Annotated in this window: 22 protein-coding genes and 1 pseudogene; 15 read left to right on the top strand and 8 right to left on the bottom strand. The window is 70.5% G+C overall.

All coding sequences use genetic code 11. The features are described from left to right. Nucleotides 1–17: 17 nt before the first annotated feature. Nucleotides 18–194 (bottom strand): hypothetical protein, encoded by a 177-nt coding sequence (locus tag ACFXGN_RS30835; protein ID WP_384865451.1) that lies wholly within the window; start codon nt 192–194, stop codon nt 18–20. A 368-nt stretch (nt 195–562) separates the two neighbouring features. Between ACFXGN_RS30835 and ACFXGN_RS30830 the strand changes: the two genes are divergently transcribed. From ACFXGN_RS30830 to ACFXGN_RS30815, 4 genes are all read left to right on the top strand, one after another. After that, nucleotides 563–1,216 (top strand): response regulator transcription factor, encoded by a 654-nt coding sequence (locus tag ACFXGN_RS30830; RefSeq protein ID WP_384865414.1) that lies wholly within the window; start codon nt 563–565, stop codon nt 1,214–1,216. 4 nt (nt 1,217–1,220) lie between these two features. After that, the gene (locus ACFXGN_RS30825) at nt 1,221–2,462 is read left to right on the top strand and encodes a sensor histidine kinase (RefSeq protein ID WP_384865412.1); all 1,242 of its coding nucleotides are present in this window, start codon (nt 1,221–1,223) and stop codon (nt 2,460–2,462) included. 395 nt (nt 2,463–2,857) lie between these two features. Next, the gene (locus ACFXGN_RS30820; protein WP_003955561.1) at nt 2,858–3,154 is read left to right on the top strand and encodes a DUF4193 domain-containing protein; all 297 of its coding nucleotides are present in this window, start codon (nt 2,858–2,860) and stop codon (nt 3,152–3,154) included. 11 nt (nt 3,155–3,165) lie between these two features. Next, on the top strand, nt 3,166–4,242 hold the full coding sequence (locus tag ACFXGN_RS30815; RefSeq protein WP_384865410.1) for a hypothetical protein: 1,077 nt from the start codon (nt 3,166–3,168) through the stop codon (nt 4,240–4,242). Between the two features lie 201 nt (nt 4,243–4,443). Here the strand turns inward: ACFXGN_RS30815 and ACFXGN_RS30810 are convergent, their stop codons facing one another. Beyond that, nucleotides 4,444–4,959, bottom strand: coding sequence for a DUF3093 domain-containing protein (locus ACFXGN_RS30810; protein ID WP_384865408.1), 516 nt, complete (start codon nt 4,957–4,959; stop codon nt 4,444–4,446). Nucleotides 4,960–5,017: 58 nt separating this feature from the next. Between ACFXGN_RS30810 and ACFXGN_RS30805 the strand changes: the two genes are divergently transcribed. From ACFXGN_RS30805 to ACFXGN_RS30770, 8 genes are all read left to right on the top strand, one after another. Beyond that, nucleotides 5,018–5,602, top strand: coding sequence for a PaaI family thioesterase (locus ACFXGN_RS30805; protein ID WP_384865407.1), 585 nt, complete (start codon nt 5,018–5,020; stop codon nt 5,600–5,602). Next, complete coding sequence (gene dut / locus ACFXGN_RS30800) at nt 5,602–6,114, top strand: dUTP diphosphatase (RefSeq protein ID WP_384865405.1); 513 nt, start codon at nt 5,602–5,604, stop codon at nt 6,112–6,114. The genes ACFXGN_RS30805 and dut overlap by 1 nt, the downstream gene beginning before the upstream one ends. A gap of 1 nt (nt 6,115) precedes the next feature. Further along, nucleotides 6,116–6,880, top strand: a complete 765-nt coding sequence (locus ACFXGN_RS30795) for a DUF3710 domain-containing protein (protein ID WP_384865403.1) — start codon at nt 6,116–6,118, stop codon at nt 6,878–6,880. 258 nt (nt 6,881–7,138) lie between these two features. Beyond that, nucleotides 7,139–7,807 carry an ABC transporter ATP-binding protein gene (locus ACFXGN_RS30790; RefSeq protein WP_384865446.1) on the top strand — a complete coding sequence of 223 codons (669 nt, stop codon included), beginning with the start codon at nt 7,139–7,141 and terminating at the stop codon, nt 7,805–7,807. 143 nt (nt 7,808–7,950) lie between these two features. Next, on the top strand, nt 7,951–10,497 hold the full coding sequence (locus tag ACFXGN_RS30785; RefSeq protein ID WP_384865401.1) for a DUF4118 domain-containing protein: 2,547 nt from the start codon (nt 7,951–7,953) through the stop codon (nt 10,495–10,497). 139 nt (nt 10,498–10,636) lie between these two features. Then, nucleotides 10,637–11,323, top strand: a complete 687-nt coding sequence (locus ACFXGN_RS30780) for a response regulator (RefSeq protein WP_366445645.1) — start codon at nt 10,637–10,639, stop codon at nt 11,321–11,323. A 68-nt stretch (nt 11,324–11,391) separates the two neighbouring features. Then, a complete protein-coding gene (locus ACFXGN_RS30775; RefSeq protein ID WP_351781200.1) occupies nt 11,392–11,790 on the top strand; it encodes an OB-fold nucleic acid binding domain-containing protein in 399 nt (132 codons plus the stop codon). A gap of 3 nt (nt 11,791–11,793) precedes the next feature. Further along, on the top strand, nt 11,794–12,588 hold the full coding sequence (locus tag ACFXGN_RS30770; RefSeq protein ID WP_384865399.1) for a DUF3159 domain-containing protein: 795 nt from the start codon (nt 11,794–11,796) through the stop codon (nt 12,586–12,588). Between the two features lie 141 nt (nt 12,589–12,729). Here ACFXGN_RS30770 and ACFXGN_RS30765 read toward each other — a convergent pair whose 3' ends face one another. Both ACFXGN_RS30765 and ACFXGN_RS30760 read right to left on the bottom strand, forming a co-directional pair. Continuing rightward, nucleotides 12,730–13,404, bottom strand: coding sequence for a potassium channel family protein (locus tag ACFXGN_RS30765; protein WP_384865397.1), 675 nt, complete (start codon nt 13,402–13,404; stop codon nt 12,730–12,732). Then, the gene (locus tag ACFXGN_RS30760) at nt 13,404–14,072 is read right to left on the bottom strand and encodes a potassium channel family protein (protein WP_384865395.1); all 669 of its coding nucleotides are present in this window, start codon (nt 14,070–14,072) and stop codon (nt 13,404–13,406) included. The genes ACFXGN_RS30765 and ACFXGN_RS30760 overlap by 1 nt, the downstream gene beginning before the upstream one ends. A gap of 234 nt (nt 14,073–14,306) precedes the next feature. Here ACFXGN_RS30760 and ACFXGN_RS30755 point away from each other — a divergent pair, with 234 nt between their 5' ends. The 3 genes from ACFXGN_RS30755 (at nt 14,307) to ACFXGN_RS30745 (ending at nt 20,098) form a co-directional block, all read left to right on the top strand. Further along, entirely contained in the window at nt 14,307–16,358 is a 2,052-nt protein-coding gene (locus ACFXGN_RS30755; RefSeq protein WP_384865393.1) for an APC family permease, read from the top strand. A 60-nt stretch (nt 16,359–16,418) separates the two neighbouring features. Then, nucleotides 16,419–17,747 carry a class I SAM-dependent RNA methyltransferase gene (locus ACFXGN_RS30750; RefSeq protein ID WP_384865391.1) on the top strand — a complete coding sequence of 443 codons (1,329 nt, stop codon included), beginning with the start codon at nt 16,419–16,421 and terminating at the stop codon, nt 17,745–17,747. Nucleotides 17,748–18,136: 389 nt separating this feature from the next. After that, on the top strand, nt 18,137–20,098 hold the full coding sequence (locus tag ACFXGN_RS30745) for a serine/threonine-protein kinase (RefSeq protein WP_384865389.1): 1,962 nt from the start codon (nt 18,137–18,139) through the stop codon (nt 20,096–20,098). Between the two features lie 430 nt (nt 20,099–20,528). Here ACFXGN_RS30745 and ACFXGN_RS30740 read toward each other — a convergent pair whose 3' ends face one another. The 4 genes and pseudogenes from ACFXGN_RS30740 to ACFXGN_RS30725 form a co-directional block, all read right to left on the bottom strand. Beyond that, on the bottom strand, nt 20,529–22,574 hold the full coding sequence (locus tag ACFXGN_RS30740) for an Hsp70 family protein (RefSeq protein ID WP_384865387.1): 2,046 nt from the start codon (nt 22,572–22,574) through the stop codon (nt 20,529–20,531). Next, nucleotides 22,571–23,173: a hypothetical protein gene (locus ACFXGN_RS30735; RefSeq protein WP_384865385.1), complete on the bottom strand. Its 603-nt coding sequence runs from the start codon at nt 23,171–23,173 to the stop codon at nt 22,571–22,573. The genes ACFXGN_RS30740 and ACFXGN_RS30735 overlap by 4 nt, the downstream gene beginning before the upstream one ends. After that, nucleotides 23,170–24,900: a hypothetical protein gene (locus ACFXGN_RS30730; protein WP_384865450.1), complete on the bottom strand. Its 1,731-nt coding sequence runs from the start codon at nt 24,898–24,900 to the stop codon at nt 23,170–23,172. The genes ACFXGN_RS30735 and ACFXGN_RS30730 overlap by 4 nt, the downstream gene beginning before the upstream one ends. Before the next feature lie 79 nt (nt 24,901–24,979). Further along, a pseudogene (locus ACFXGN_RS30725) lies at nt 24,980–25,102 on the bottom strand (IS5/IS1182 family transposase); the annotation flags it as partial.

Here is a 25,102-nt window from a genome sequence, read left to right as displayed (position 1 = left end):
GTGGCGGGTCCGCAGGGTCAGTGACCCGGCGCGGAGACCTCCACACCGTGCTCGGCGGCCAGCCGGTGCAGGTCGTCGAGCTCTGCCTGCTCGACATCCACCAGGTAGTCGTCGCCCGTCTCACGAGCCCGCGTGAGGTCGGTCTGCGTGGTCCTGATGCGGTGCAGCAGTCCTGCGGTGAAAGCGTCCATCATGCGCCCCCTCGTCATGGGTCCGGCGGCACGGGGGTGTGCCGGAGGTGGGTGGATCACGCACTGCGGCCTCTGGGGGACAGAGAGCGGTAGGTGGCGCGCCACATACAGGGCGTGATCACGGGGTGTGCAGACGTCCTCCCCAAGCGCTCCCCCGGAGAAACCTCAACTGGCCCGGAAATCCACCCGATTCCCGGTAACAGGCCAACCGCCCCATGGCCTTCCGCCGCCCCCGTCCGCCCGGGGAAGACCCCCGCACGGCCGTCTTACAGCCGGTTTACGCGCGTACGGGGCAGGATGGACACGCACAGTCAGTGCTCAGGTTCCAGCCGGTCCCGTCCCGGACCGATGCTCAGCGGAAAGGAAACGACGTGCGCGTACTCGTCGTCGAGGACGAGCAACTGCTCGCCGATGCCGTGGCCACCGGACTGCGCCGGGAGGCCATGGCCGTCGACGTCGTGTACGACGGCGCCGCGGCCCTGGAACGCGTCGGGGTGAACGACTACGACGTCGTCGTCCTCGACCGCGACCTGCCCCTCGTCCACGGGGACGACGTCTGCCGCAGGATCGTCGAGCTGGGTATGCCCACCCGCGTCCTGATGCTCACCGCCTCCGGCGACGTCAGCGACCGCGTCGAGGGCCTGGAGCTCGGCGCGGACGACTACCTCCCCAAGCCCTTCGCCTTCGCCGAGCTGACCGCGCGGGTGCGCGCCCTCGGCCGCCGCACCAGCGTGCCGCTGCCGCCGGTCCTGGAGCGCGCGGGCATCAAGCTCGACCCGAACCGCCGCGAGGTCTTCCGGGAGGGCCGGGAGGTCCAGCTCGCGCCCAAGGAGTTCGCCGTCCTTGAGGTCCTCATGCGCAGCGAGGGCGCGGTCGTCTCGGCCGAGCAGCTCCTGGAGAAGGCCTGGGACGAGAACACCGACCCGTTCACCAACGTCGTGCGCGTCACCGTCATGACCCTGCGCCGCAAGCTCGGCGAGCCGCCGGTCATCGTCACGGTGCCCGGATCCGGGTACCGGATCTGACCCGATGGCCACCACCCCCGCGCCCCCTCACCCCCAGGCGCCGCCGAAACCGACCTGGGACCCCCGGGACCCGGTCCGGCCGCTGCTGCGCCCGACCATCCGGATACGGCTCACCCTGCTGTACGGCGGGATGTTCCTCATCGCGGGCATCCTGCTGCTCTCGATCATCTACCTCTTCACCGCGCAGGCCCTCACGGACAGCGTCTCCGAGCTGCCCTTCAAGGTCGTCGAGGGCAAGGTCCAGCCCACGACCTCCTGGTGCGAGCTGCCCGTGCAGGGCACCGGCGAGCAGCTGAACGACGCCGTCTCGGTCTGCCTGCGGCACCAGAGCGACCTGGCCCTGGAGGACCTCCTGCGGCGCTCGCTGTTCGCGCTGCTCGGGCTGAGCATCATCGCCTTCGCCTTCGGTTACGCGATGGCGGGCCGGGTGCTCTCGCCGCTGGGCCGGATCACCCGCACCGCCCGTCAGGTGGCCGGTTCGGACCTGTCCCGGCGGATCGAGCTGGACGGTCCCGACGACGAGCTGAAGGAGCTGGCCGACACCTTCGACGAGATGCTGGACCGCCTGGAGCGGGCCTTCAGCGCCCAGCAGCGGTTCGTCGCGAACGCCTCGCACGAGCTGCGGACCCCGCTGGCGATCAACCGCACCCTCCTGGAGGTCCACCTCTCGGACCCCGGGGGACCGGTCGAGCTCCAGCAGCTCGGCAAGACCCTGCTCGCCACCAACGAGCGCAGCGAGCAGCTCGTCGAGGGCCTGCTGCTGCTGGCCCGCAGCGACAACCAGATCGTCGAGCGCAAACCCGTCGACCTCGCCGAGGTCGCCGAGCGCGCGGTGGACCAGGTGCACGCCGAGGCGGAGGCCAAGGGCGTCGAGATCCGGGGCGTGCGCGCCCCGGCGGTCGTCCAGGGCAACGGCGTCCTCCTCGAACGGATCGCCCTGAACCTGCTGCAGAACGCCGTCCGGTACAACGTGCCGGAGGGCGGCTGGGTGGAGGTCACCACCGAGACCCGGCACGCCCAGGCGGTCCTGGTCGTCTCGAACACGGGACCCGTGGTCCCGGCGTACGAGATCGACAACCTCTTCGAGCCGTTCCGGCGGCTCCGCCAGGAGCGCACCGGGAGCGACAAGGGCGTCGGTCTCGGCCTGTCGATCGCCAGATCCGTGGCCCGCGCGCACGGCGGCCGTATCATCGCGGAGCCCCGCGAGGGCGGCGGCCTCGTGATGCGTGTCACTCTGCCGATCTGACACACTGCACGGGCCGACCGGTTCCGTTCGCTTTGGGCGGAATTCCGGAGCCCTGATCCTGAGACGCCCCTGTGTGATCGATCACAGGGGAAGGGGCCTGGCCCCCCACTCTCCGTGACCGGGAAATCCCTCGGAAAACCTGGAAAAGTCCGGGTTTCCAGGGCCCGTAATGACGGGAAGTACACGGGGTGGTGTGCGCGAGGCGCACCCCGCGGACCGTGTACGGTCCGGTTCGCCACCCGAAGCCCGCCACTCGCGAGAGGGCGGGACGGGTGTCGATTGAGTAACAGACCTTGATGTGAGGCAAAATCTCCGCCTCAGGTCGGGCACAAGTCCGACCTCTCACGCGTTACGTGCGCTGAGACACCCGCAACCACCCAGAGGGGGAGAGCGACATGGCAACGGATTACGACACCCCACGCAAGACCGACGACGACGTCGACTCGGACAGCCTTGAAGAACTGAAGGCCCGCCGGAACGACAAGTCCACCTCGACCGTCGATGTCGACGAGTTCGAGGCCGCCGAGGGCCTGGAGCTGCCCGGCGCCGACCTCTCCAACGAGGAGCTGGCCGTCCGGGTCCTGCCCAAGCAGGCCGACGAGTTCACCTGCATGAGCTGCTTCCTCGTGCACCACCGCAGCCAGCTGGCCAGGGAGAAGAACGGCCAGCCGATCTGCCGCGACTGCGACTGAGGTCGTCGGCCGTGACAGGCGACACACCGTCCCGGAAGCGACGTCTGAGGCTCCCCGGGAGCCCGAAGGCGAACAAGGGCGGCTCGGGCCCGGCGGAGGGCGCCCACGGGGCTCCCGAGGCCGAGCACAGCGCCGCCCCGTCCTCCCTCGGCGTACGTGACGACGAGCGGGGCCACCCGGCCTCGCTCGCTGCGGTCGCCGAGCCGGACCCGGCCCGCCTCCCGGCGGAGCGGGGCACCGGACGGAGCGACGCGCTCGACCCGACGGACCCCGACGGGTCCCCGCGCGAGGAGGCAGGGAGGGACGGACGCTTCGGCGCCGTCAAGCGCCTCGCCAACCCCGCGCGCGCCCAGCTCGACAAGATCAAGATCGATTCCGGCCGGATCGACGCCGTCCGGCGCGGCGTCGCGCAGGGCGTCCGCCAGGGCGTGAAGCGCGGCGGCGACAGCGCCAGGGCGGGCATCGGCTACCTGGCCGACCGGCTGATCGACCTCGCCCCGCGGATCCCGGTCCGCGATCTGGCGACCCTGCGCAAACAGTTCCCCGGGCTCGGCCCGGAGGAACTCGCCGACAAGCTCGTCGCGGGCGCGGCGAACGCGAGCTCGACCGTGGGCGCGAGCGTCGGCGCCGCCGCCATGCTCCCGGTGCCCCCGGCCATGCCCGCGGAACTCGCCGCCGAGATCACCGGCGTCGCCGCCGTGGAGCTCAAGCTCATCGCCGAGCTGCACGAGGTCTACGGGCTGCGCCCCCCGGGCAGGCTCACCCAGCGGTCGGCCGCCTACCTGGCCTCCTGGGCCGAGGAGCGGGGCGTCGACCCCACCAGGCCCACCACGGTCAACGCGGCCCTCGGCGGGCAGCTCAAGCGCGAACTGCGCCAGCAGATCATGAAGCGCATGGTCCGCAACCTGCCGAACCTCATGCCCTTCATGGTCGGCGCGGCCGTCGGCGCCGTCATGAACCGCCGCGACACCAAGAAGCTCGCGGCGCACATCCGCAAGGACCTGCGCGAGCGCCGCGTCCCCTGGGAGTCCCTCCGGGAGCTGCCCCCGCTGGAACAGCCGGAGAACCCCGAGGAACCGGGCCTCTAGCCGGGCGGGGGACCAGGGGTCTCCCCGTGGGCCCGTGCCCCGGGACGGACGGACTCGTCAGCCCGTGGGCGGCCGACACCCGGGACGGGTTCCCAGAGCCCGGGAGAACCGCCGCCGACGGCCGGACCCCCGGCCACCGCTCCCCCGGGGACCGGCACACCGCCCGTACGGGCCCGGTCGGCCCCCGGACGTCCGTACGGGTCAGCCCCCGGCCTCCGTGCGGGCCCCGGGGCGCTCGGCCTCCAGCGCCGCCACCAGGGCCTCCGGCTCACGGCTGGAGAGGTACGCGTACGGGGTCGGGTCCGCCGGGTCCGCGATCTCGACCCGCACCGCGCGCGGCACGTAGCTGCGCATCAGCAGGAAGGCACGCGGATCGGCCTTGTGGGTGCGCCAGGCGCGCGCCTCCTCCGGGTCCAGCACCTCGGCCGTCCCCAGGGCCGTCACCGGGATGCGCGCGTCGCCCGCCACGAGCGACCCCGCCACCACGCGCACGCGCGCGGAGCCGTACGAGGAGACCGCCGCACCGGCCAGCACCGTGGCCACGATCAGACCGCCCAGCATCGGGACCGTACCCAGCGGGAACATGATCAGACCGCCGGACAGGCCGAGCAGTCCGACGATCACCCACCACGAGCGGGGCGCCGTCAGCCGCTCGTCGAAGCGCGGCACGGCGGACGGCGTGGACGAGGAGGCCGGAGACGGTGCGGAAGGCTGCATGGGCCCAAGCTTGGCACGGCGCGACCCGCGCCCATCCGCGCGGGTAAGGTCTGCGCCTGTGACCGCAACATCTGCCGCCCTCACCCCGCCGCCCGACGCCATACCGCCGGTGCGCCACCCCGACGCGCCGGCCCCCGGCGAGCTGCTCGGTTCGCACTACGAGTACTGCTTCGGGTGCGGCGAGGGGCAGTCCCACGGCCTCCACCTCGCGGCGCGCGCGGGCGAGGGCGTGACCGTCACCGCCGAGTTCACCGTGACCCCCGACCACCAGGGTGCCCCCGGTCTCGCGCACGGCGGCGTCCTCGCCACCGCGCTCGACGAGACCCTCGGCTCCCTGAACTGGCTCCTCCGGGTCATCGCCGTGACCGGCAGGCTGGAGACCGACTTCGTGCGGCCCGTCCCGGTGGGCACCGTGCTCCATCTCCGGGCCGAGGTCACCGCCGTGGACGGCCGCAAGATCTTCTCGACCGGGGTCGGCCGGATCGGCGGGCCCGAGGGCCCCGTCGCCGTCCGCGCCGACGCCCTCTTCGTCGAGGTCAAGGTCGACCATTTCATCGACAACGGCCGGCCGGAGGAGATCCAGGCCGCCATGTCCGATCCCGACCAGGTCAGGCGCGCTCGCGCCTTCGAGGTGAACCCCTGATGCGCAACCCCGTCGACGTACTGATCCGGCGTCTGGACCCGGACGTGCCGATCCCCTCCTACGGGCACCCCGGTGACGCCGGGGCCGACCTCGTGACCACCGAGGCCGCCGAGCTGGCCCCCGGGGAGCGCGCCGTGCTGCCCACCGGGGTCTCGATCGCGCTGCCCGACGGGTACGCGGCCTTCGTGCACCCCCGCTCGGGACTCGCGGCCCGCTGCGGAGTGGCGCTTGTGAATGCCCCGGGGACGGTGGATGCCGGGTACCGTGGAGAGATCAAGGTGATCGTGGTCAATCTCGATCCGCGCGAGACCGTGCGGTTCGAACGGTTCGACAGGATTGCCCAGATTGTCGTCCAGCAGGTCGAGAAGGTGCGCTTCCACGAGGTGGCGGAGCTTCCCGGTTCGGCGCGGTCCGAGGGGGGCTTCGGTTCCACCGGCGGTCATGCCGCCGTGGACGGCACAACGGGTGGGAATCGATACGCTTCGGTCGTATCCGACCGGGAAGGACAGTGACGTGTTCGGACGTCGCAAGAAGAGCGGTGCCGCCGAGGACGCGGCGGGCGAGGCCGAGCAGGTCGTCGACGCGGTGGACGGCGAGGACGCGGACGCCGCGACCCGGCGCCGGGTGAACCTTCCGCCGGCGCCCCGGCCCGACGGACCCTGGGACATCTCCGAGGTCGCCAAGCCCGAGGAGGGCCGCGTGGACCTCGGCGGGGTCTTCGTGCCCGGGGTCGAGGGCATGGAACTGCGGGTGGAGGTGGCGGGCGACGCGATCGTCGCGGCCACCGTCGTCCTGCGGGACAGCGCCGTGCAGCTCCAGGCCTTCGCCGCCCCGAAGAACGAGGGCATCTGGGGCGAGGTCCGCGACGAGATCGCGACCGGCATCGTCCAGCAGGGCGGTGTCATCGACGAGGTCGAGGGCCCCCTCGGCTGGGAGCTGCGGGCCCAGGTGCCGGTGCAGCTGCCGGACGGCAACCGGGGCGTGCAGCTGGTCCGCTTCGTGGGCGTCGACGGACCCCGCTGGTTCCTGCGCGGAGTGATCTCCGGGCAGGGCGCGGTCCAGCCCGAGGCCGCGGGGCTGCTCGAACAGATCGTCCGGGACAGCGTGGTCGTCCGCGGCGAGGGCCCGATGGCCCCGCGCGACCCGATCGTCCTCAAGCTGCCGAACGACGCGCAGATGGTGCCGGACGGCGTGCAGCAGGAGGAGCAGGAGAACTCCCGCTTCTCCGGCGGCATGGGCCAGCTCCAGCGCGGTCCGGAGATCTCCGAGATCCGCTGAGCCGTCTCCCCGGGCCCCTCCCGGGAGGGCCTCCGGGCTCAGCCGAGCGGGTGAACCTTCTGGTGGGCCGCTTCCCGTACCGACGTACGGGAAGCGGCCCACCGGCCGTTTTCCACAGGTTTCTCCCGGTGGCTCTGGCCCTCGGGCCCGGCGGCGGACCATACTGGCGGGCACATGTTCGAGGAGGGGGAGCACAGCGTGAGTGAGAGCAGCACGAGGTCCGCGACGGCCGTCGCCGAGGACCCGGCGGGCCCGCCGATGGTCCGGGTGGAGAACCTGCGCCGTTCGTACGGCACGGGAGAGGCCGCCGTCCACGCACTGCGGGGGGTCTCCTTCGACATCCCGCGCGGTGAGCTGGTCGCGCTCAAGGGACGCTCCGGTTCCGGCAAGACGACGCTGCTGAACCTGGTCGGCGGCCTCGACAGCGCCGACGGCGGCTCCATCGTCATCGACGGCATCGACCTCTCCACGCTCGGCGAGAGCGGGCTCCTGGAGCTGCGCCGGGACCGGATCGGGTTCATCTTCCAGTCCTTCGGCCTGCTGCCCATCCTCTCCGCCGCGGAGAACGTGGGCGTGCCCATGCGGCTGCGGAAGGCGGACCCGAAGGAGCGCGAGGAGCGGGTCTCCCTCCTCCTCGGTCTGGTCGGCCTCGCGGACCACGCCTCGCAGCGGCCCGGTGAGCTCTCCGGCGGCCAGCAGCAGCGGGTCGCCATCGCACGGGCACTGGCCAACAAGCCCGCCCTGCTCATCGCCGACGAGCCGACCGGTCAGCTGGACCAGGAGACCGGGCTCGCCGTCATGCAGCTGCTGCGCGCGGTGGTGCGCAGCGAGGGCTGTACGGCCCTGGTCGCCACCCACGACCCGCAGCTCCTCGGCCTGGCGGACCGGGTCCTGGAGCTGAGCGACGGCGAGATCACCGAGCACTGAGGACGGCTTCCCCGGGGACTCCCGCCACAGGGTCCCCGGGGCGGGCCCGGGGTCGTGTTTCCGACATCAGAATCACGTCAAGACCACACCGGCCCCTTCCCCCACGTGCGGAATGTCCGATTGGCTGGACGTATGGTCGTCCCATGGGACGCGGCAAGCTTCGGATCTACCTCGGCGCTGCGCCGGGCGTCGGCAAGACCTACGCGATGCTCTCCGAGGGGCACCGGCGCGTGGAGCGCGGCACGGACTGCGTGGTCGCGTTCGTCGAGCACCACGGACGGCCGCGCACGGAGGTCATGCTGCACGGCCTGGAGCAGGTGCCGCGCCGCACCCTGGAGTACCGGGGCGCCACCTTCACCGAGATGGACATCGACGCGGTCCTGGCCCGCCGCCCGGCCGTCGCCCTCGTCGACGAGCTGGCCCACACCAACGTCCCCGGCTCCCGCAACCCCAAGCGCTGGCAGGACGTCGCCGAACTGCTCGCGGCGGGCATCGACGTCGTCTCGACCGTCAACATCCAGCACCTGGAGTCGCTCGGCGACGTGGTCGAGGCGATCACCGGCGTACGGCAGCGGGAGACCGTCCCCGACGAGGTGGTGCGCCGGGCCGACCAGATCGAGCTGGTCGACATGTCCCCGGAGGCGCTGCGCCGCCGGATGGCCCACGGCAACATCTACACCTCGGACAAGGTCGACGCGGCCCTGTCCAACTACTTCCGTCCCGGCAACCTCACCGCCCTGCGCGAGCTGGCCCTGCTGTGGACCGCCGACCGGGTCGACGAGTACCTCCAGCGCTACCGGGGCGAGCACAACATCCGCTCGACCTGGCAGGCCCGTGAGCGGATCGTCGTCGGGCTGACCGGCGGGCCCGAGGGCCGCACGCTCATACGCAGGGCCACCCGGCTGGCCGAGAAGGGCGCGGGCGGCGAGGTCCTCGCCGTCTACATCGCCCGCAGCGACGGACTCACCGCCGCCTCGCCCAAGGAGCTGGCCGTCCAGCGCACCCTCGTCGAGGACCTGGGCGGAACGTTCCATCACGTCATCGGCGACGACGTCCCCCTGGCGCTCCTGGAGTTCGCCCGGGGGGTCAACGCCACCCAGATCGTCCTGGGCTCCAGCCGCCGCCGCTCCTGGCAGTACATCCTCGGCCCCGGCGTCGGCCAGACCGTGGCCCGTGACTCCGGGCCCGACCTCGACGTCCACATCGTCACCCACGGCGAGGTCGCCAAGGGGCGCGGCCTGCCCGTCACCCGGGGGGCCCGGCTCGGCAGCTCGCGGATCATCGCCGGCTGGCTGGTCGGCGTCGCGGGACCGGTCGCCCTCGCCCTGCTCCTCACCCATGTCGACGCCGACCTCGGCCTCGCCAACGACATGCTGCTCTTCCTGGCCCTCACGGTGGCCTCCGCGCTGCTCGGCGGCTTCCTGCCCGCACTGGGCTCGGCCGCCGCCGGTTCCCTCCTGCTCAACTGGTTCTTCACCCCGCCCGTCCACCGGCTCACCGTCTCCGACCCGAAGAACATCGTGGCCATCGCGGTCTTCTTCGGGGTCGCCATGGCCGTCGCCTCCGTGGTGGACCTGGCCGCCCGCCGCACCCACCAGGCGGCCCGGCTGCGCGCCGAGTCCGAGGTGCTCTCCTACCTCGCGGGCAGCGTGCTGCGCGGCGAGACCAGTCTCGAAGCCCTTCTCGAACGGGTCCGGGAGACCTTCTCCATGGAGTCCGTCGCCCTCCTGGAACGGGTGGACGAGGTCGAGCCCTGGACCCGCGCGGGCAGCGTGGGCCCCGCGCCGGCCGCCCGGCCCGAGGAGGCCGACGTGGACATGCCCGTCGGCGACCACCTCGCGCTGGCCCTGACCGGCCGGGTCCTGCCCGCCGAGGACCGCCGGGTGCTGGGCGCGTTCGCCGCCCAGGCGGTCGTCGTCCTGGACCGGCAGCGGCTCGTCGACGAGGCCGAGGAGTCCCGCAAGCTCGCCGAGGGCAACAAGATCCGCACGTCCCTGCTGGCCGCCGTCAGCCACGACCTGCGCACCCCCCTCGCGGGCATCAAGGCGTCGGTGACCTCGCTCCGCTCCGACGACGTCGAATGGTCCGAGGAGGACCGGGCCGAACTCCTGGAGGGCATCGAGGCGGGCGCCGACCGCCTCGACCACCTCGTCGGCAACCTCCTCGACATGTCCCGCCTCCAGACCGGCACCGTCACCCCCCTCATCCGGGTGGTCGACCTCGACGAGGTCGTCCCCATGGCCCTCGGGGGAGTGCCGGACGGCAGCGCGGAGCTCGACATACCCGAGACGCTGCCGATGGTCGAGGTCGACAAGGGCCTGCTCGAACGGGCCGTCGCCAACATCGTCGAGAACGCCGTCAAGTACAGCCCCGACGGAATGCCCGTGGCCGTCGCCGCCAGCGCGCTCGGCGAACGCGTCGAGCTGCGGGTCGTGGACCGGGGCCCCGGCGTGCCCGACGAGGCCAAGGACGGCATCTTCGAGCCCTTCCAGCGTTTCGGCGACGCCCCGCGCGGCTCCGGGGTCGGCCTCGGCCTCGCGGTCGCCCGGGGCTTCGTGGAGGCCATGGGCGGCACCCTCGGCGCGGAGGACACCCCCGGCGGCGGCCTGACGATGGTGCTCACGCTCCGCGCCGCGCGGGGCGGGCCCCCGGTCCCCGCCGCCGACCTCCCGGCCCACGCGGTGACCTGACCCCGGGGCCCGGCGCCGTGAGGCCCGGCCCCGCCCCTCCCGTACCCTCTTGCTCCTCCGCACCCGCTCCCTGCCCTGCTCCCTGCCCCGCCCCATGCCTCCGCCCCTACGGGCGACCGAAGAAGGAAGGTCCCCCGACATGACCCGGGTCCTCGTGGTCGACGACGAGCCGCAGATCGTCCGCGCCCTGGTGATCAACCTCAAGGCGCGGAAGTACGAGGTCGACGCCGCGCCCGACGGTGCCACCGCCCTCCGTCTCGCCGCCGAACGCCACCCCGACGTCGTCGTCCTCGACCTCGGACTGCCCGACATGGACGGCGTCGAGGTGATCAAGGGCCTGCGCGGCTGGACCCGGGTGCCGATCCTCGTCCTGTCCGCCAGGCAGACCTCCGACGAGAAGGTCGAGGCGCTCGACGCGGGCGCCGACGACTACGTCACCAAGCCCTTCGGGATGGACGAGCTGCTCGCCCGGCTGCGCGCCGCCGTCCGCCGTGCCGAACCGGTCGGCGGCGCCGAGGACGGGGTCGTGGTCGTCGAGACCGAGGGCTTCACCGTCGACCTCGCCGCGAAGAAGGTCCACCGCGACGGCAAGGACGTCCGGCTCACCCCCACCGAATGGCACCTCCTGGAGGTCCTGGTCCGCAACAGCGGGCGCCTGGTCAGCCAGAAGCAACTGCTCCAGGAGGTCTGGGGACCCTCGTACGGCACCGAGACCAACTACCTGCGGGTCTACATGGCGCAACTGCGCCGCAAGCTGGAGGGCGATCCCTCGCACCCCCGCCACTTCGTCACCGAACCGGGCATGGGGTACCGCTTCGAACGCTGAAGCCAAGGCCGTACGGGGGGAAGCCCGGACCAGCCCTCGACGCGAAGAGCGGCCGGTACGCTTTCCATATGAGCGCTGCACCACGAACAGAGAAGCCGGCCGGTAGGTTCCGCCGGATGCTCGACCGGCTCTCCTCCTCCGCCGAGGACCTGGAGTCGGAGGAGCTCCAGGAGGACGCCGAGGCATCGGGGTGCACACGCATCTGCGACTGCTCCGACCGCCAGATAGTCAAGGTGACTGGTACCTTGCGCACGGTCACGCTGCGTCCCCGGGCCGGTGTGCCCGCGCTGGAGGCCGAACTGTTCGACGGCACGGCACCGCTCGACGTCGTGTGGCTCGGCCGCCGCTCCATCGTGGGCATCGAACCGGGCCGCAGGCTGATCGCCTCCGGCAGGATCTCCATGAGCCAGGGCCGGCGGGTCCTCTTCAACCCCAAATACGAGCTCCGACCGCTCGGACAGGAGTAGCCGGTGACGTCCCTCGACAAGCCGACCCCCACGGACGCCCAGGCCGATCAGGACGCCCAGGCCTCGAAGGAGGTCACCGAGGCCGCGCTGTTCGAGGCCTTCGGCGGCCTGCGGGGCATGATCGAGACGGTCGTGCCCGGTCTGCTGTTCGTCACGATCTTCACGGTCAACAAGAACCTCCAGTTCTCGGCGATCGCCGCGCTGGCGGTCTCCCTGGTCCTCGTCGCCGTCCGGCTGATCCGCCGGGACACCGTCAAGCACGCCTTCAGCGGGGTCTTCGGCGTCGCCTTCGGCGTGGTCTTCGCGATGATGACCGGCAACGCCAAGGACTTCTACCTGCCGGGCATGATCTACACGCTGGGCCTCGCCCTCGCGTACATCGTCACCGCGCTCGCGGGCGTACCGCTGATCGGCCTGATCCTCGGCCCGGTCTTCAAGGAGAACCTCTCCTGGCGGACCCGCAACCCCGGCCGCAAGAAGGCGTACACCAAGGCCAGCTGGGCCTGGGGCCTGATCCTGCTCGGCAAGTGCGCGATCCTCTTCCCGATGTACTGGTGGGCCGACACGACCAAGTTCGGCTGGGTGCTCGTCGCGCTCAAGATCCCGCCGTTCCTGCTCGCGGTCTACCTCACCTGGGTCTTCCTCGCGAAGGCCCCGGCGCCGATCGACGTCTTCGCCGAGATGGAGGCCGAGGAGCGCGCCGAGAAGGAGCGGGCCGCGAAGGACCGCGCGGACAAGGACCGCACCGACGAGGAGCGCGCGGCGGCCGCCGCCGCGCGGACCCACCCGGAGGCCTGAACCCCGGGGACGGACGTCACGCGGAGGGGCCCGGACCTGTCACAGGTCCGGGCCCCTCCGCGTACGACGGCCTCGGGAACGTCCGCGCGGGATCAGGGATCCGGCGCGGACGGATGCCCCGAGGTCATGAGCGCACCGGGATCAGGACTCCACGGGACGGCGGACCTGGAGCAGGTCCTCCAACTGCTCCTCGCGGGCCTGCGCGGCCACGAACAGCAGCTCGTCACCGGCCTCCAGGGTCTCCTCGGGGCTCGGCGTCAGCACCCGCGAACCACGGATGATCGTCACCAGCGAGGTGTCCTGCGGCCAGTCCACGTCCCCGACCGAGGTACCGGCGACCGCCGACTCCGGCGGGAGCGTCAGCTCGACCAGGTTCGCGTCGCCGTGGCTGAAGCGGAGCAGCCGCACCAGATCGCCGACGCTCACCGCCTCCTCCACCAGCGCCGACATCAGCCGCGGCGTCGAGACGGCCACGTCCACGCCCCACGACTCGTTGAACAGCCACTCGTTCTTCGGGTTGTTCACCCGGGCGACGACCCGCGGCACGCCGTACTCGGTCTTGGCGAGCAGCGAGACGACCAGGTTCACCTTGTCGTCACCGGTCGCCGCGATCACCACGTTGCAGCGCTGGAGCGCCGCCTCGTCGAGCGAGGTGATCTCACAGGCGTCGGCGAGCAGCCACTCCGCCTGCGGCACCCGCTCCACCGAGATGGCGGTCGGCGCCTTGTCGATGAGCAGGACCTCGTGCCCGTTCTCCAGGAGCTCGGCGGCGATGGAACGGCCCACCGCACCCGCGCCCGCAATAGCGACACGCATCAGTGACCGCCCTCCTCGGGACCCTCGGCGAAGGCCTCCTCGACCTTCGCGATCTCGTCCGTACGCATCATCACGTGCACCAGATCCCCCTCCTGGAGCACCGTCTGCGAGGTCGGCAGAATCGCTTCGCCCAGTCGGGTGAGGAAGGCGACGCGGACCCCGGTCTCCTCCTGGAGACGGCTCACCTTGTGGCCGATCCACGCGGACGTGGTGTGCACCTCCGCGAGCTGCACACCACCGCTCGGATCCCGCCACAGCGGCTCCGCGCCCGACGGCAGCAGCCGCCGCAGCATCTGGTCGGCGGTCCACCGGACCGTGGCGACCGTCGGAATGCCGAGGCGCTGGTAGACCTCGGCCCGGCGCGGGTCGTAGATCCGCGCCGCCACGTTCTCGATGCCGAACATCTCGCGCGCGACCCGCGCCGCGATGATGTTGGAGTTGTCGCCGCTGCTCACCGCGGCGAAAGCACCGGCGTCCTCGATGCCCGCCTCGCGGAGCGTGTCCTGGTCGAAGCCCACGCCCGTGACGCGCCGACCGCCGAAACCGGAGCCCAGACGGCGGAAAGCCGTCGGGTCCTGGTCCACCACCGCGACGGTGTGCCCCTGCTGCTCCAAGGTCTGCGCGAGAGCGGCTCCCACTCGCCCGCAGCCCATGATGACGATGTGCACGTCCCCTTACCCCGCACTCCTGATCGCCCTGCTGACCTGCGAAAACACCCTGCTCACAACTTTCCTCACCCGAAGGGCCCGGGTCGTGGCGGGCGATGCCCCACCGGCTCACCCGGTCCGAGCTTATGCGGCAACGCTGGCCGGGACCGCATCCGAGATGGTACGGAGGGAGATTCGGTGCCGATCGGGGGTGCCGGTGAGCATGGCTCTTTTCGAACGCTTACGATCCTCTCCGTGTCCAAACTGACCGACGTGCCCAAACGGATCCTGATCGGGCGGGCCCTGCGCAGCGACAAGCTGGGAGAGACCCTTCTCCCCAAGCGGATCGCCCTCCCCGTCTTCGCCTCCGACCCGCTGTCCTCGGTGGCGTACGCACCCGGCGAGGTGCTGCTCGTCCTCTCCGTAGCGGGCCTGTCGGCCTACCACTTCAGCCCGTGGATCGCCCTCGCCGTCGTCGTCCTGATGTTCACGGTCGTCGCGTCCTACCGGCAGAACGTCCACGCGTACCCCAGCGGCGGCGGCGACTACGAGGTCGCCACCACGAACCTCGGGCCCAAGGCCGGACTCACCGTCGCGAGCGCCCTGCTCGTCGACTACGTCCTCACCGTCGCCGTGTCGATCTCCTCGGGCATCGAGAACCTCGGCTCGGCCGTCCCCTTCGTCGTCGAGCACAAGGTCGCCGCGGCCGTCGCCGTGATCGTGCTGCTCACCCTGATGAACCTGCGCGGCGTCAAGGAGTCGGGCAAGCTCTTCGCGATCCCGACGTACGTCTTCGTCGTCGGCGTCTTCCTCATGATCGTCTGGGGCGCCTACCGGGGGATCGTCCTCGACGAGACCATGCGGGCGCCCACCGCCGACCTGGAGATCAAGCCCGAGCACCAGGGCCTCGCGGGCTTCGCCCTGGTCTTCCTGCTGCTCCGTGCCTTCTCCTCCGGCTGCGCCGCCCTCACCGGGGTCGAGGCCATCTCCAACGGCGTCCCCGCCTTCCGCAAGCCCAAGTCGAAGAACGCCGCCAGCACGCTCGCCCTCATGGGCGGCCTGGCCGTCACCATGTTCTGCGGCATCATCTTCCTCGCCATGGCCACCGACGTGCGGATGGCCGAGAAACCCGCCCACGACCTGCTGCGCGACGGCGTCCCGGTCGGCGACGGCTATGTCCAGGACCCGGTCATCTCCCAGGTCGCGGCGGCCGTCTTCGGCGACGGGACGTTCCTCTTCATCGTCCTCGCCGCCGCCACCGCGCTCGTCCTCTTCCTGGCCGCGAACACCGCGTACAACGGCTTCCCGCTGCTCGGCTCGATCCTCGCCCAGGACCGCTACCTGCCGCGCCAGCTCCACACCCGCGGCGACCGCCTCGCCTTCTCCAACGGCATCGTGCTCCTCGCGGGCGCCGCCGCCCTCCTCGTCGTGATCTACGGAGCCGACTCCACCCGGCTGATCCAGCTCTACATCGTCGGCGTCTTCGTCTCCTTCACGCTCAGCCAGATCGGCATGGTCCGGCACTGGAACCGGCACCTGCGCACGGAGCGTGACCCCGCCAAGCGCCGCCACATGTTCCGCTCCCGCGCGATCAACACCTTCGGCGCCTTCTTCACCGGTCTCGTCCTCGTCGTCGTCCTCGCCACCAAGTTCACCCACGGCGCCTGGGTCGCCCTGCTCGGCATGGTGATCTTCTACGGCACGATGACCGCGATCCGCAGGCACTACGACTCCGTCGCCGCCGAGATCGCCGCCGCAGAGGAACGCCCCGACGAGTACGTGCGGCCCTCCCGGGTGCGCTCCATCGTCCTCGTCTCCAAGCTCCACAAGCCCACCCTCCGCGCCCTCGCGTACGCCAAGCTCATGCACGCGAACGAGCTGGAGGCGCTGACCGTCAACGTCGACCCGGCCGAGACGAAGGCGCTCAAGGAGGAGTGGGAGCGGCGCGGCATCAACGTCCCGCTCAAGATCCTCGACTCGCCGTACCGCGAGGTCACCCGGCCGGTGATCGAGCACGTGAAGAGCCTCCGCCGGGAGAGCCCGCGCGACGCCGTCGCCGTCTACATCCCCGAGTACGTCGTCGGCCACTGGTACGAGCACCTGCTGCACAACCAGAGCGCCCTGCGGCTCAAGGGGCGGCTGCTCTTCACCCCGGGCGTCATGGTGACCTCGGTCCCGTACCAGCTCCGGTCCTCCGAAGCCGCGAAGAAGCGGGCCCGGAAGCGCCAGGACTGGAACGCGCCGGGCGCGGTCCGCCGCGGACCGGTCGAGAAGGGCCAGAAGGAAACGGCCGGAAAGAACAACTAGACTGGTGGGCTGCCGTCCCTGCGGCAGCCCTTGAAATCTTCCCCTTGGAGATCCCCCGCCATGCAGAACAGCCCTGTTTCGTCGTTGGTCGGGGAGGAATACGAGGTCGAGGTCGGTCCGGTGGCGCACGGCGGCCACTGCATCGCCCGCACCGAGGAGGGCCGCGTCCTCTTCGTCCGCCACGCGCTGCCCGGCGAGAGGATCGTCGCCCGGGTCACCGAGGGCGAGGAGACCTCCCGCTTCCTGCGCGCCGACGCCGTCACCGTCCTGGAGGCGTCGAAGGACCGGGTCGAGGCGCCCTGCCCGTTCGCCGGGCCCGGCAAGTGCGGCGGCTGCGACTGGCAGCACGCCAAGCCGGGCGCCCAGCGCCGCCTCAAGGGCGAGGTCGTCGCGGAACAGCTCCTGCGGCTGGCCGGGCTCACCCCCGAGGAGGCGGGCTGGGACGGCACCGTCATGCCCGCAGAGGGCGACAAGCTCCCCGCGGGCGAGGTGCCGAAGTGGCGCACCCGCGTCCAGTACGCGATCGACGACGAGGGCCGCGCGGGTCTGCGCAAGCACCGCTCGCACGAGGTCGAGGTCGTCGACCACTGCATGATCGCCGCCGAGGGAGTCTCGGAGCTGGGCATCGAGAAGCGCGTCTGGGAGGGCATGGCCTCGGTCGAGGCCATCGCCGCCTCGGGCTCGAACGACCGCCAGGTCATCCTCACCCCCCGGCCGGGGGCCCGCCTCCCGCTGGTGGAGCTGGACAAGCCGGTCTCGGTGATGCGCGTCGACGAGAAGGACGGCGGCGTCCACCGCGTCCACGGCCGCCCCTTCGTCCGCGAGCGCGCCGACGAGCGCACCTACCGCGTCGGCAGCGGCGGCTTCTGGCAGGTCCACCCGAGGGCCGCGCAGACCCTGATGCTCGCCGTCATGCAGGGCCTGACGCCCCGCAAGGGCGAGACGGCCCTCGACCTCTACTGCGGCGTCGGCCTCTTCGCGGGCGCCCTCGCGGACCGGGTCGGCGACCAGGGCGCGGTCCTGGGCGTCGAGTCCGGCAAGCGCGCGGTGGAGGACGCCCGCCACAACCTGGCCGACTTCCCGCGCGTCCGCATCGAACAGGGCAAGGTCGAGCAGGTCCTCCCGCGCACGGGCATCACCGACGTCGACCTGATCGTCCTGGACCCCCCGCGCGCGGGCGCGGGCAAGCAGACGGTCCACCACCTCACCACCCTCGGCGCCCGCCGCATCGCCTACGTGGCCTGCGACCCGGCTGCCCTGGCCCGTGACCTCGCCTACTTCAAGGAGCGCGGCTACCGCGTCCGCACCCTGCGGGTCTTCGACCTGTTCCCGATGACACACCACGTGGAGTGCGTGGCGATCCTGGAGCCGGTGAAGAAGGACGCCTGACCTGGGGTTTTTCCCGTGCGCATCATGTGCAGTGTGGGTGTTACGGGCGATATCTTGACGCTGAAATGGCGCTCGCGACGCTCATTTGACGCTCGTCCTGATGGGGCGTCAGTCGATTGTCGGGGAGGGTCGGACCGCAGCGCGCACCGATGAACAGACGCGCTGCGGCGAAGCGACGGAGCACGGCGAGCGAGGCTCGTCGGCTCCGTTTCGCTCTTGTGCGCTCGATGAGGAAGCGTTGCCGACCATTGCCTGAGAAGGCAGTGCCTATCGCCTCGACGCGCGGCTAATATCCAGGTCTCAGGTACCGGCATGCGTCCGGCCTTTGGCCTGCTGCACGTCTGAAGGAGATCGGAAGCCCGGTGAGCAGTGCTCGTTCTGGTGGGCGGGTGCTGGCTGCCCACCCCGGTGACCCCAAGCGCGTCGGCCCCTACCGGATCATCGGGCGCCTCGGCTCAGGGGGCATGGGCACGGTGTTCGCCGGCCTTGACGCCGCCGGTCTACGGGTCGCGGTCAAGGTGGTCCACCCTGCTCAGGCGGCCGACGCGGAGTTCCGGGCGCGCTTCCGCCGAGAAGTCCAGCTCTCCGCCCGTGTCCAGGGCCCCTGCCTCGTACCCCTGATCGCGGCTGACGCCGAAGCACCGTCACCGTGGCTGGCCACTGCCTATGCCCCAGGGCTCACCCTCGATCGGTACATTGCCGCGCACGGGCCGCTGGCTGGTGGAACCCTCTACGCCTTTGCTACGGGCACAGCCCAGGCTCTCGCGGCCATTCACACCGCGGGTGTCGTCCACAGGGACGTCAAGCCGCAGAATGTTATCCTGACCCCGGTCGGTCCCCGAGTCCTGGACTTCGGCATCGCTCATGCCGCCGACGGCACATCCGTGACGCGCACCGGCATTCTGACCGGAACCCCAGGATGGATCAGCCCCGAGCACTACCGCACCGGTACAACCGGTCCCGAGGGCGACATGTTCGTCTGGGGCGCCCTCATAGCCTTCGCAGCCACCGGTCGCGCGCCCTTCGGTGGGGGAGCCCCCGACGCGGTCGCCTACCGGGTCATGTCCGAGGATCCTGATCTGCGTGGCCTTCCTGGCGAACTCCACGCCATCGTGAGCAACGCTCTTGCCAAGGAGCCGGGAGTCCGAGCCACCGCGAGGGACGCCGCCGAGACATGCGCCGTCCTCCTCGCAGCACAGGCCACACAGGTCGCGCCGGCCGGTGCGGAACCGACACTGGTGGGCGATCTCGTCGCTGCCCAGTGGGACGTCCTCACGCTGGACGACCCGAACTGGAGAGGTCCGGCCCGTTCCAGCAGACGACTCGTCGGCGTCGCGGCGGTGGTGGGCACTGTCATAGGTGGCCTGGCGGGTGGAGCGCTGGCCCTGCAGCCCGACAAGACGGAGACGACTTCGACGAGTTCCCGTCCTCTCGCCAGCGCATCCCCCAGCAAGACTGCCACCATGCCGGCTTCCGTTTCACCCGCAGCAAGCTCCCAGGCCGCGGTGGACGCTGCGTCATCCCCTACTCCTGCGAACGCGGATGAGGCGACGCTCGACACGTGGCGTGCGGCTCGTCGTGCCAAAGGAGAAGCGGAGATCGAGACCGAGGCCGCACTCGGGCACGATCTCAGCTACGGCATGGGCGAGGACTACAACTACAGCGGTCAGTACGACGTGGGCTACGCCCCGGCCCGGAGAGAGCTCTACATAGCCATCAGCGGCCCGGCCGTGGAGTCACGCGTCGTGCAGGGAGTGGCCAAGAACGCCTGCCTCACCTTGCGCATGATGGCGGGCATCTACAAGTCCCTTCCGTACGACGAGTACGTCTTGGTCGACAACACCACGTCCACGGCGCCGGCGATCGTGTGGGAGGACGACTTCCGCGTCAACACCGGCTGCATCACGCAGACCATCGACCGCACTGCCGCCGACCCCGGGCAGGCCCCGAGCTGGTACCCCACTGAAGGAGGACTGGCCGCGGCCCAGATCCCCAGCGTTGACAAGCGCGAAATCAGAGTGGCAACCGAGGCGGTCCACCAGCTCTTTGCCGACTGGAACGCCAACTCCCGTCTGTTCGAAGACCCCCGCTATATCAGCGACGAGAACACCAGCATCGGCTTCGCTCCGCACGAAGGGGTGATGTACGTGTGGGCCACGAAGCCCGAGTGGGACCAGAGCACACGAGAGGAGTGGGCAGAGGCCGCCGCCGGCGTGGCCTGCCAGACAGTGCTCACGGAATCTCGCGCGGGGCGGGAATGGAGCTACTCCCAGTTCGCGGTGGCGGTCCTCGACGGCGCCGGAGGCGAGGAGTTCCTTCGCTGGGGCACAGCCGGCAGCTGTACGAGCTGACCTTCCCCTGGCCCTCCATGGTTGCGTCCGGTGGAGGTCAGCCGAACGCGACATTTGTAGAAGCCGAACGCAGGGCCTTGGGCCTGCCAGCCCAGCGAGTGCACCCCGCTGGGCTGGCATTGAGGTTCGGTGAGGTTCCAACTGGCGCTCTATACGTCTTTGGTGTGCCGCGCAGCTTCGCTGCCGAGTACTTAGAAGGGAATCGGTAGGTGAGGGAGTGGGGTGGCTCTGAACCGGGCGAACGTGCTCAGGCACCGGCCAGTCCCGGAAACTTCAGACGTTTCTCTCAGGACGGCGAGACTGCGGAAGACAAAAGCCCGTGGAGTAATGGGCCTTGTGGAAGAGACTGAAGCGTGCCCCCGACACCTTAAACAGCCTGCGGGCTGCGCCGCTGGCATATCCAGGACGGGCTCGCTGGCTGGGTTGCCGCTTACCCCCGTCCCCGCGGCGCCACGCAGGTACGTTCGGTGAAGAACCAGACCCCTTTGGAGCAGGTGGCGCCCAGAACCCTGCCTTTCTCTCGAAGCCACGGATAGCGGCCTTGCAGCTCTGCGAAGTTGTCGTTCGTCACGACCGTCGCACCGGAATCATCCGCGATGACCGCCACAAGGGCATCACCCTTGCCCTCGGTACCGGCTGGCGGCTGGATGATGTCCCCCTTGCTGAGGGCGGCCTCCACGGCCTCACGTTCCGCGTCCGCGACCTTGTGCCGGAAGCTGGCGTCGACCACGACATGAATGTCGGCCTGCGGGTACTTCTTGGCCAGCGCCGTCCGAGCGGCCTGAAGCTGAGAGAAACTTGGGTGATCGTCGTCTTCGTAGACCCCCGGGCGGACCGGTGAATGACCGATCCAGGCGAGGTTGGATCCGTCGACCACCAGGGTGTGCGGGCCACCGTCGAGCGGCACCGGCCGCGCCTTCGGAGGCGCGGGAACGGGGCGGGCGCCTGCGGCCGAGGCCGTCGTCCTGAGGGGGTCCGGATTCGAGTTGCCCTTCAGCAGGCGGTCCAGCTCTTCTCGGACCTCGGGAGTGGGGCCACCCGAACCGAAGCTCTCGACCTCTCGGTCGACCACGACCTCGCCCGTGTGCTCCAGGGTGGCCTTGACGTGGAGCAGGCCGTTGGAGTCGTACGTGTACTCCAGGTCGAAGCGGGACTCGTCGCGGACCCGCGGCGTGGGGTACGTGAGGGTGAGTTCGGTGAGCTGCACGTTGTCGCGGTGGGCGAGCTCCTTGTCCGGGTCACCCTCCCAGATCTCCACGGACAGCTTCCGCGCGTGGTCCTTCTGCGGCGTGTAGCTCTTGCGCTCCTTCCAGGGCAGCGGCGAGTTCCTGGGGATGATCTGGCTGAACCGCTTGCGTCCCGAGGAGTCCTTGACCATCGTGCCGAGCGCATGGCTGGTGGCGACCTGGATGACTCCTTCGGTCTCACCGGCGAGCACAGCCGCTGCGATTGACGCGCCCCGCGCGACTGCTGTCATCGGGTCGCACAGTTCGGTGGGCACGGGCTCCGTTTGGAGTGCCTCGGCAACCGCGGCTCGCACGCTGGGGATCTGGCTCGTACCGCCGATCATGAGGATCTCGTCCACGTCGAGCGGGGCCATGTGCAGGTCCTTCAGACACTGCTCCACAGGCCCGAGGGCGCGGTCGACGAGGTCGCCGATCGCCTCCTCCAGCTCGCCCTGATGGATCTCGACGCCGACACCGTCGGGGGTGACCACCGTGACGAACGGCTGGGAGGAAAGCAGGATCTTGTTCCGCTCCACGTCCAGCCGGAACTGGCGCTCCTGTGCCGGAGTCCAGGCCCTGCGCGCGGGCGCTCGTTCGAGGACGAGTTCACGCAGCCGCCGGTCGATCTCCAGACCGCCGAGCTCCGTCACTCCGCGTGACGCGCGCTCCTCAAAGAACCCGTCCGAGTAGTCGAGCACAGTCACATCGATGGTGCCGCCGCCCCAGTCGAAGACCAGGATCTGGGAGTCCTCGCGGAAGTCGTGGACGTACGAGATGGCAGCCGCTGTCGGCTCGTTGAGCAGAGCCTGGACCTCGATGCCGGCGAACCGCGCCGCTGCCCTGGTCCGATACCGGGCGGCGCCCGTCGCATTGGCGGGCACAGTAATGACGGCGCGATCGATGTCGGTGAGGTTGTGCTGGGCGCCGTCGCGCATGGCGGTGAATACACCCGCCGCGACGGTGGTCGCCGCGAAGCGCCTGCCCTGGATGGTCACGTACTCGTCGCTTTTGAGGAGACGCTTACAGGCTTCGGCCGCCTCCTCGGAGCGGAGCTTGGCCTCCCAGCCGAACAAGGGGCCGCGCCGAAGCGAACTGACACCCACGACCGAAGGAAAGAGCTGTTCAAACCCGGGCCGCCGCCAGTCGGCATCGATGTGGTGGGCGTCGAGTGGCAGTACCTCGGCGTCGTCGCCCTGCCACTGGGCCACGACGGAATTGGTCGTACCGAAGTCGATTCCTGTCGAGGTCACTTGGCATCGTCTCCCCGCACGTCCGCCGCACTGGTCCCGTCACGCTCCGCCAGGGTCCTCAGGGCTGGGATGCGGCGGAGTTGGCCGGCGAGCAGCAGCTTGTCCGTTGCCTGGTCCACGTAGGCCGGCCGGAGCAGCTCGAAGCCCTCGCCTTCGCCCTCGACGACGACGAAGAGCTCCTGCTCATCGGCCTCCTCGACCACACGGACTCCCATGTCGATGAGGGAGGCGCGCACCGCCCGGCGGATGGCCTTCGCTCCCTGTTCGGGCGTGCTCGCGAGGACGTCGGTCTCGACCAGCCGCGCGATGTGCTCGTCCCGTGTCCTGAATGCCTCCAACACTCCCTGACGCAGCGCCGCGTTGACTGTGGCGGGGGTCGGACAGGCGTCCTGCGGAAGCTGCGCAATCAGCTCCGAAGCTCGCTCGGTGAATCGGGCGAGGAGCTGCGCCGGATGAAGGAGTTCCTCCGGCCTGAGGGTGCGCAGTTTCATGTCCGCCGTGAACTCCTGGTTCTCCTTGCGCCGGGTCCGCCCCGTGGGCTTCTTGGCCTGTCCGGCCGCGTTCGGGCTGCCATTGCGGCGTGCGGACTTGCTGCTCATGAAGTCGTCCTGTGGTCGTGATCGGGGCGCCGGGGCGCAGTCAGCAGGGTGGGGAGAAGATCGGCGATCGCGCGGTCGCGTATCGCCGAGAGGTCAGCGTCGGCCCGGTGCGTGGTCTGACGCGGCATCGCGATGGGTCCCGGCGTCAGGGAGCTCGGTCGCACCGCGGGCAGTCGCAGGGACGCAGGATCCAGCGGCAGCACGAAGAAGTCGGACCAGTCCTCGGTCTGTTCGGCCTGTTCAATCCGGCGCTTCGCCCAGTTGGCCTGCGCCGCCAGGTCGAGGTCGTCCCGGTCGGCCCGCCTGCGCTCGCGCCACTGGTGCTTCCACTGCTCACTCTTGTGCGGCAGCCCGAGCTCCAGATAAGGATTGGCGGGCTGATCCCGATCGTTGCGTTTGGTCGCCCGCCGACGCTCCAGCAGAGCCAGGTTTTCCTCGACCCGCCGGTCGGTTCGGGCGACGCGCGCCAGCGAGACGTAGGCGAGGTCGAGATCGTCATCGAGCAGGGCGAGGTAGGCGAACATGTTCCACGCCTCGGCCGCGTGCTCGGCCGGCGCATCTTCGTGATCGACGAGCTTGTCCACCTGTGCCTGGGCCTTCTTCCTCTCGCCCTGGCAGATGAGGTCGTAGGCGTGCCGCAGCGCCACGAGGGCATAGAACGGTCCGCGCGCCGGATTTACCGCGGCCCTCGGCTCCCACAGGGAGCACATCAGCCGCCACAGCCCGCGGTCGGCGGGGATGTCCGGGTCCCAGGAGCCTGTGACAGCGCCATCGCGCACCTTGCGCAGGCGAAGCACCAGCTCGCGAGGCAGTAGCCTTTCGAGTTCCTTGAGGACGTCCGTCTCACCATCCGCGACACACAGGAGCAGGTCGTAGAGGCTGCCCGGTGTCGGCTGGACCGGGTCGCCCGCCAGGAACGCCTCCCGCTCGCCGGGCTCGTCCCAGCCGAGCGAGCGGGCAAGGGCGGCATCCGTCTTCTCCGGCGCGAGCCTGGCGAGCAGGTAACGCTGTTCGCCGGCGTCCGCCCGCAGGGCCCACGGCTGATGGCCGCGTTCCAATACGCCTGCCTCGATCAGGTCGTCGATGATGCCGAGGGGCGCCCAGGATACGATGGCCCCCAGATGGTGCGTGGACAGCTCTTTCAGGTTCCTCCGGGCAAGAGCTTGCTGAAGTGCGAAAGCCCCGGTGGGATCCGCCTCGGCCCCGCCGGGCATGGTGTCCGTGCCGAGGTCAGCCGCCGGGACCGCTCCCATGATCACCGCGAGTCGGCGCTCACCAGCCGGGGAGAGCCAGGGCAGGCCGACTTCGTAGACGGCGGAGAGCACGGCGGCGGTCTGCTCGACGGCCCGGCCCGGATCGACGGCTTCGAGCAGGGCCTTAACGGCGTGGACAAGTTGGGGTGTCGGCTGTCCGTCCAGACAGGCACGAATGGTGTCGACGCCCCACCGCAGGGTTTCGTCCTCGGCGTTCGTGGACTCCAGCAGCCCGCGCAGCACATCCTCGACACACGCCACCGCCTCCGCACCGAAGACCCCGGCCCTGCGCCACTTGCGCAACGCGAACCCGTCGACCACGCCCCCGGAACTGGTGATCGCGGCGGAGCGTCGGGCGGACCGCCGCGCCCGCCACGCCTCGACCATCTCAGCGCGTGTCATCGAATCCGTAAACGGCGGTGCCCCCGCTCCGAATCCACCGATCCGATTGGCCGAAGCGTCCTCGTTCTCCATGCGTCCCGCTCGTCTCCCGCGTTTGAAACCTGCGTCGTATTTTGACAGGTCTTCTCTGGTGGCGGCAGGCACCCTTGCTGGACCTGTCTGACAAACGATCTTGGAGGGGTTCGCGGAGCCAGAGGATGAGTGCGGCGAGGTGGACTCCTGCCTTGTAACGGGCGGCGAGTTTGTCGAAGCGGGTGGCGATCGCGCGGAACTG

It is taken from the genome of Streptomyces sp. NPDC059247 (genome assembly GCF_042754005.1).
Classification (GTDB): Bacteria; Actinomycetota; Actinomycetes; order Streptomycetales; family Streptomycetaceae; genus Streptomyces.
The sequence above is the reverse complement of the archived record's forward strand: the minus strand, read 5'-3'. Positions and strand labels throughout refer to the sequence as shown.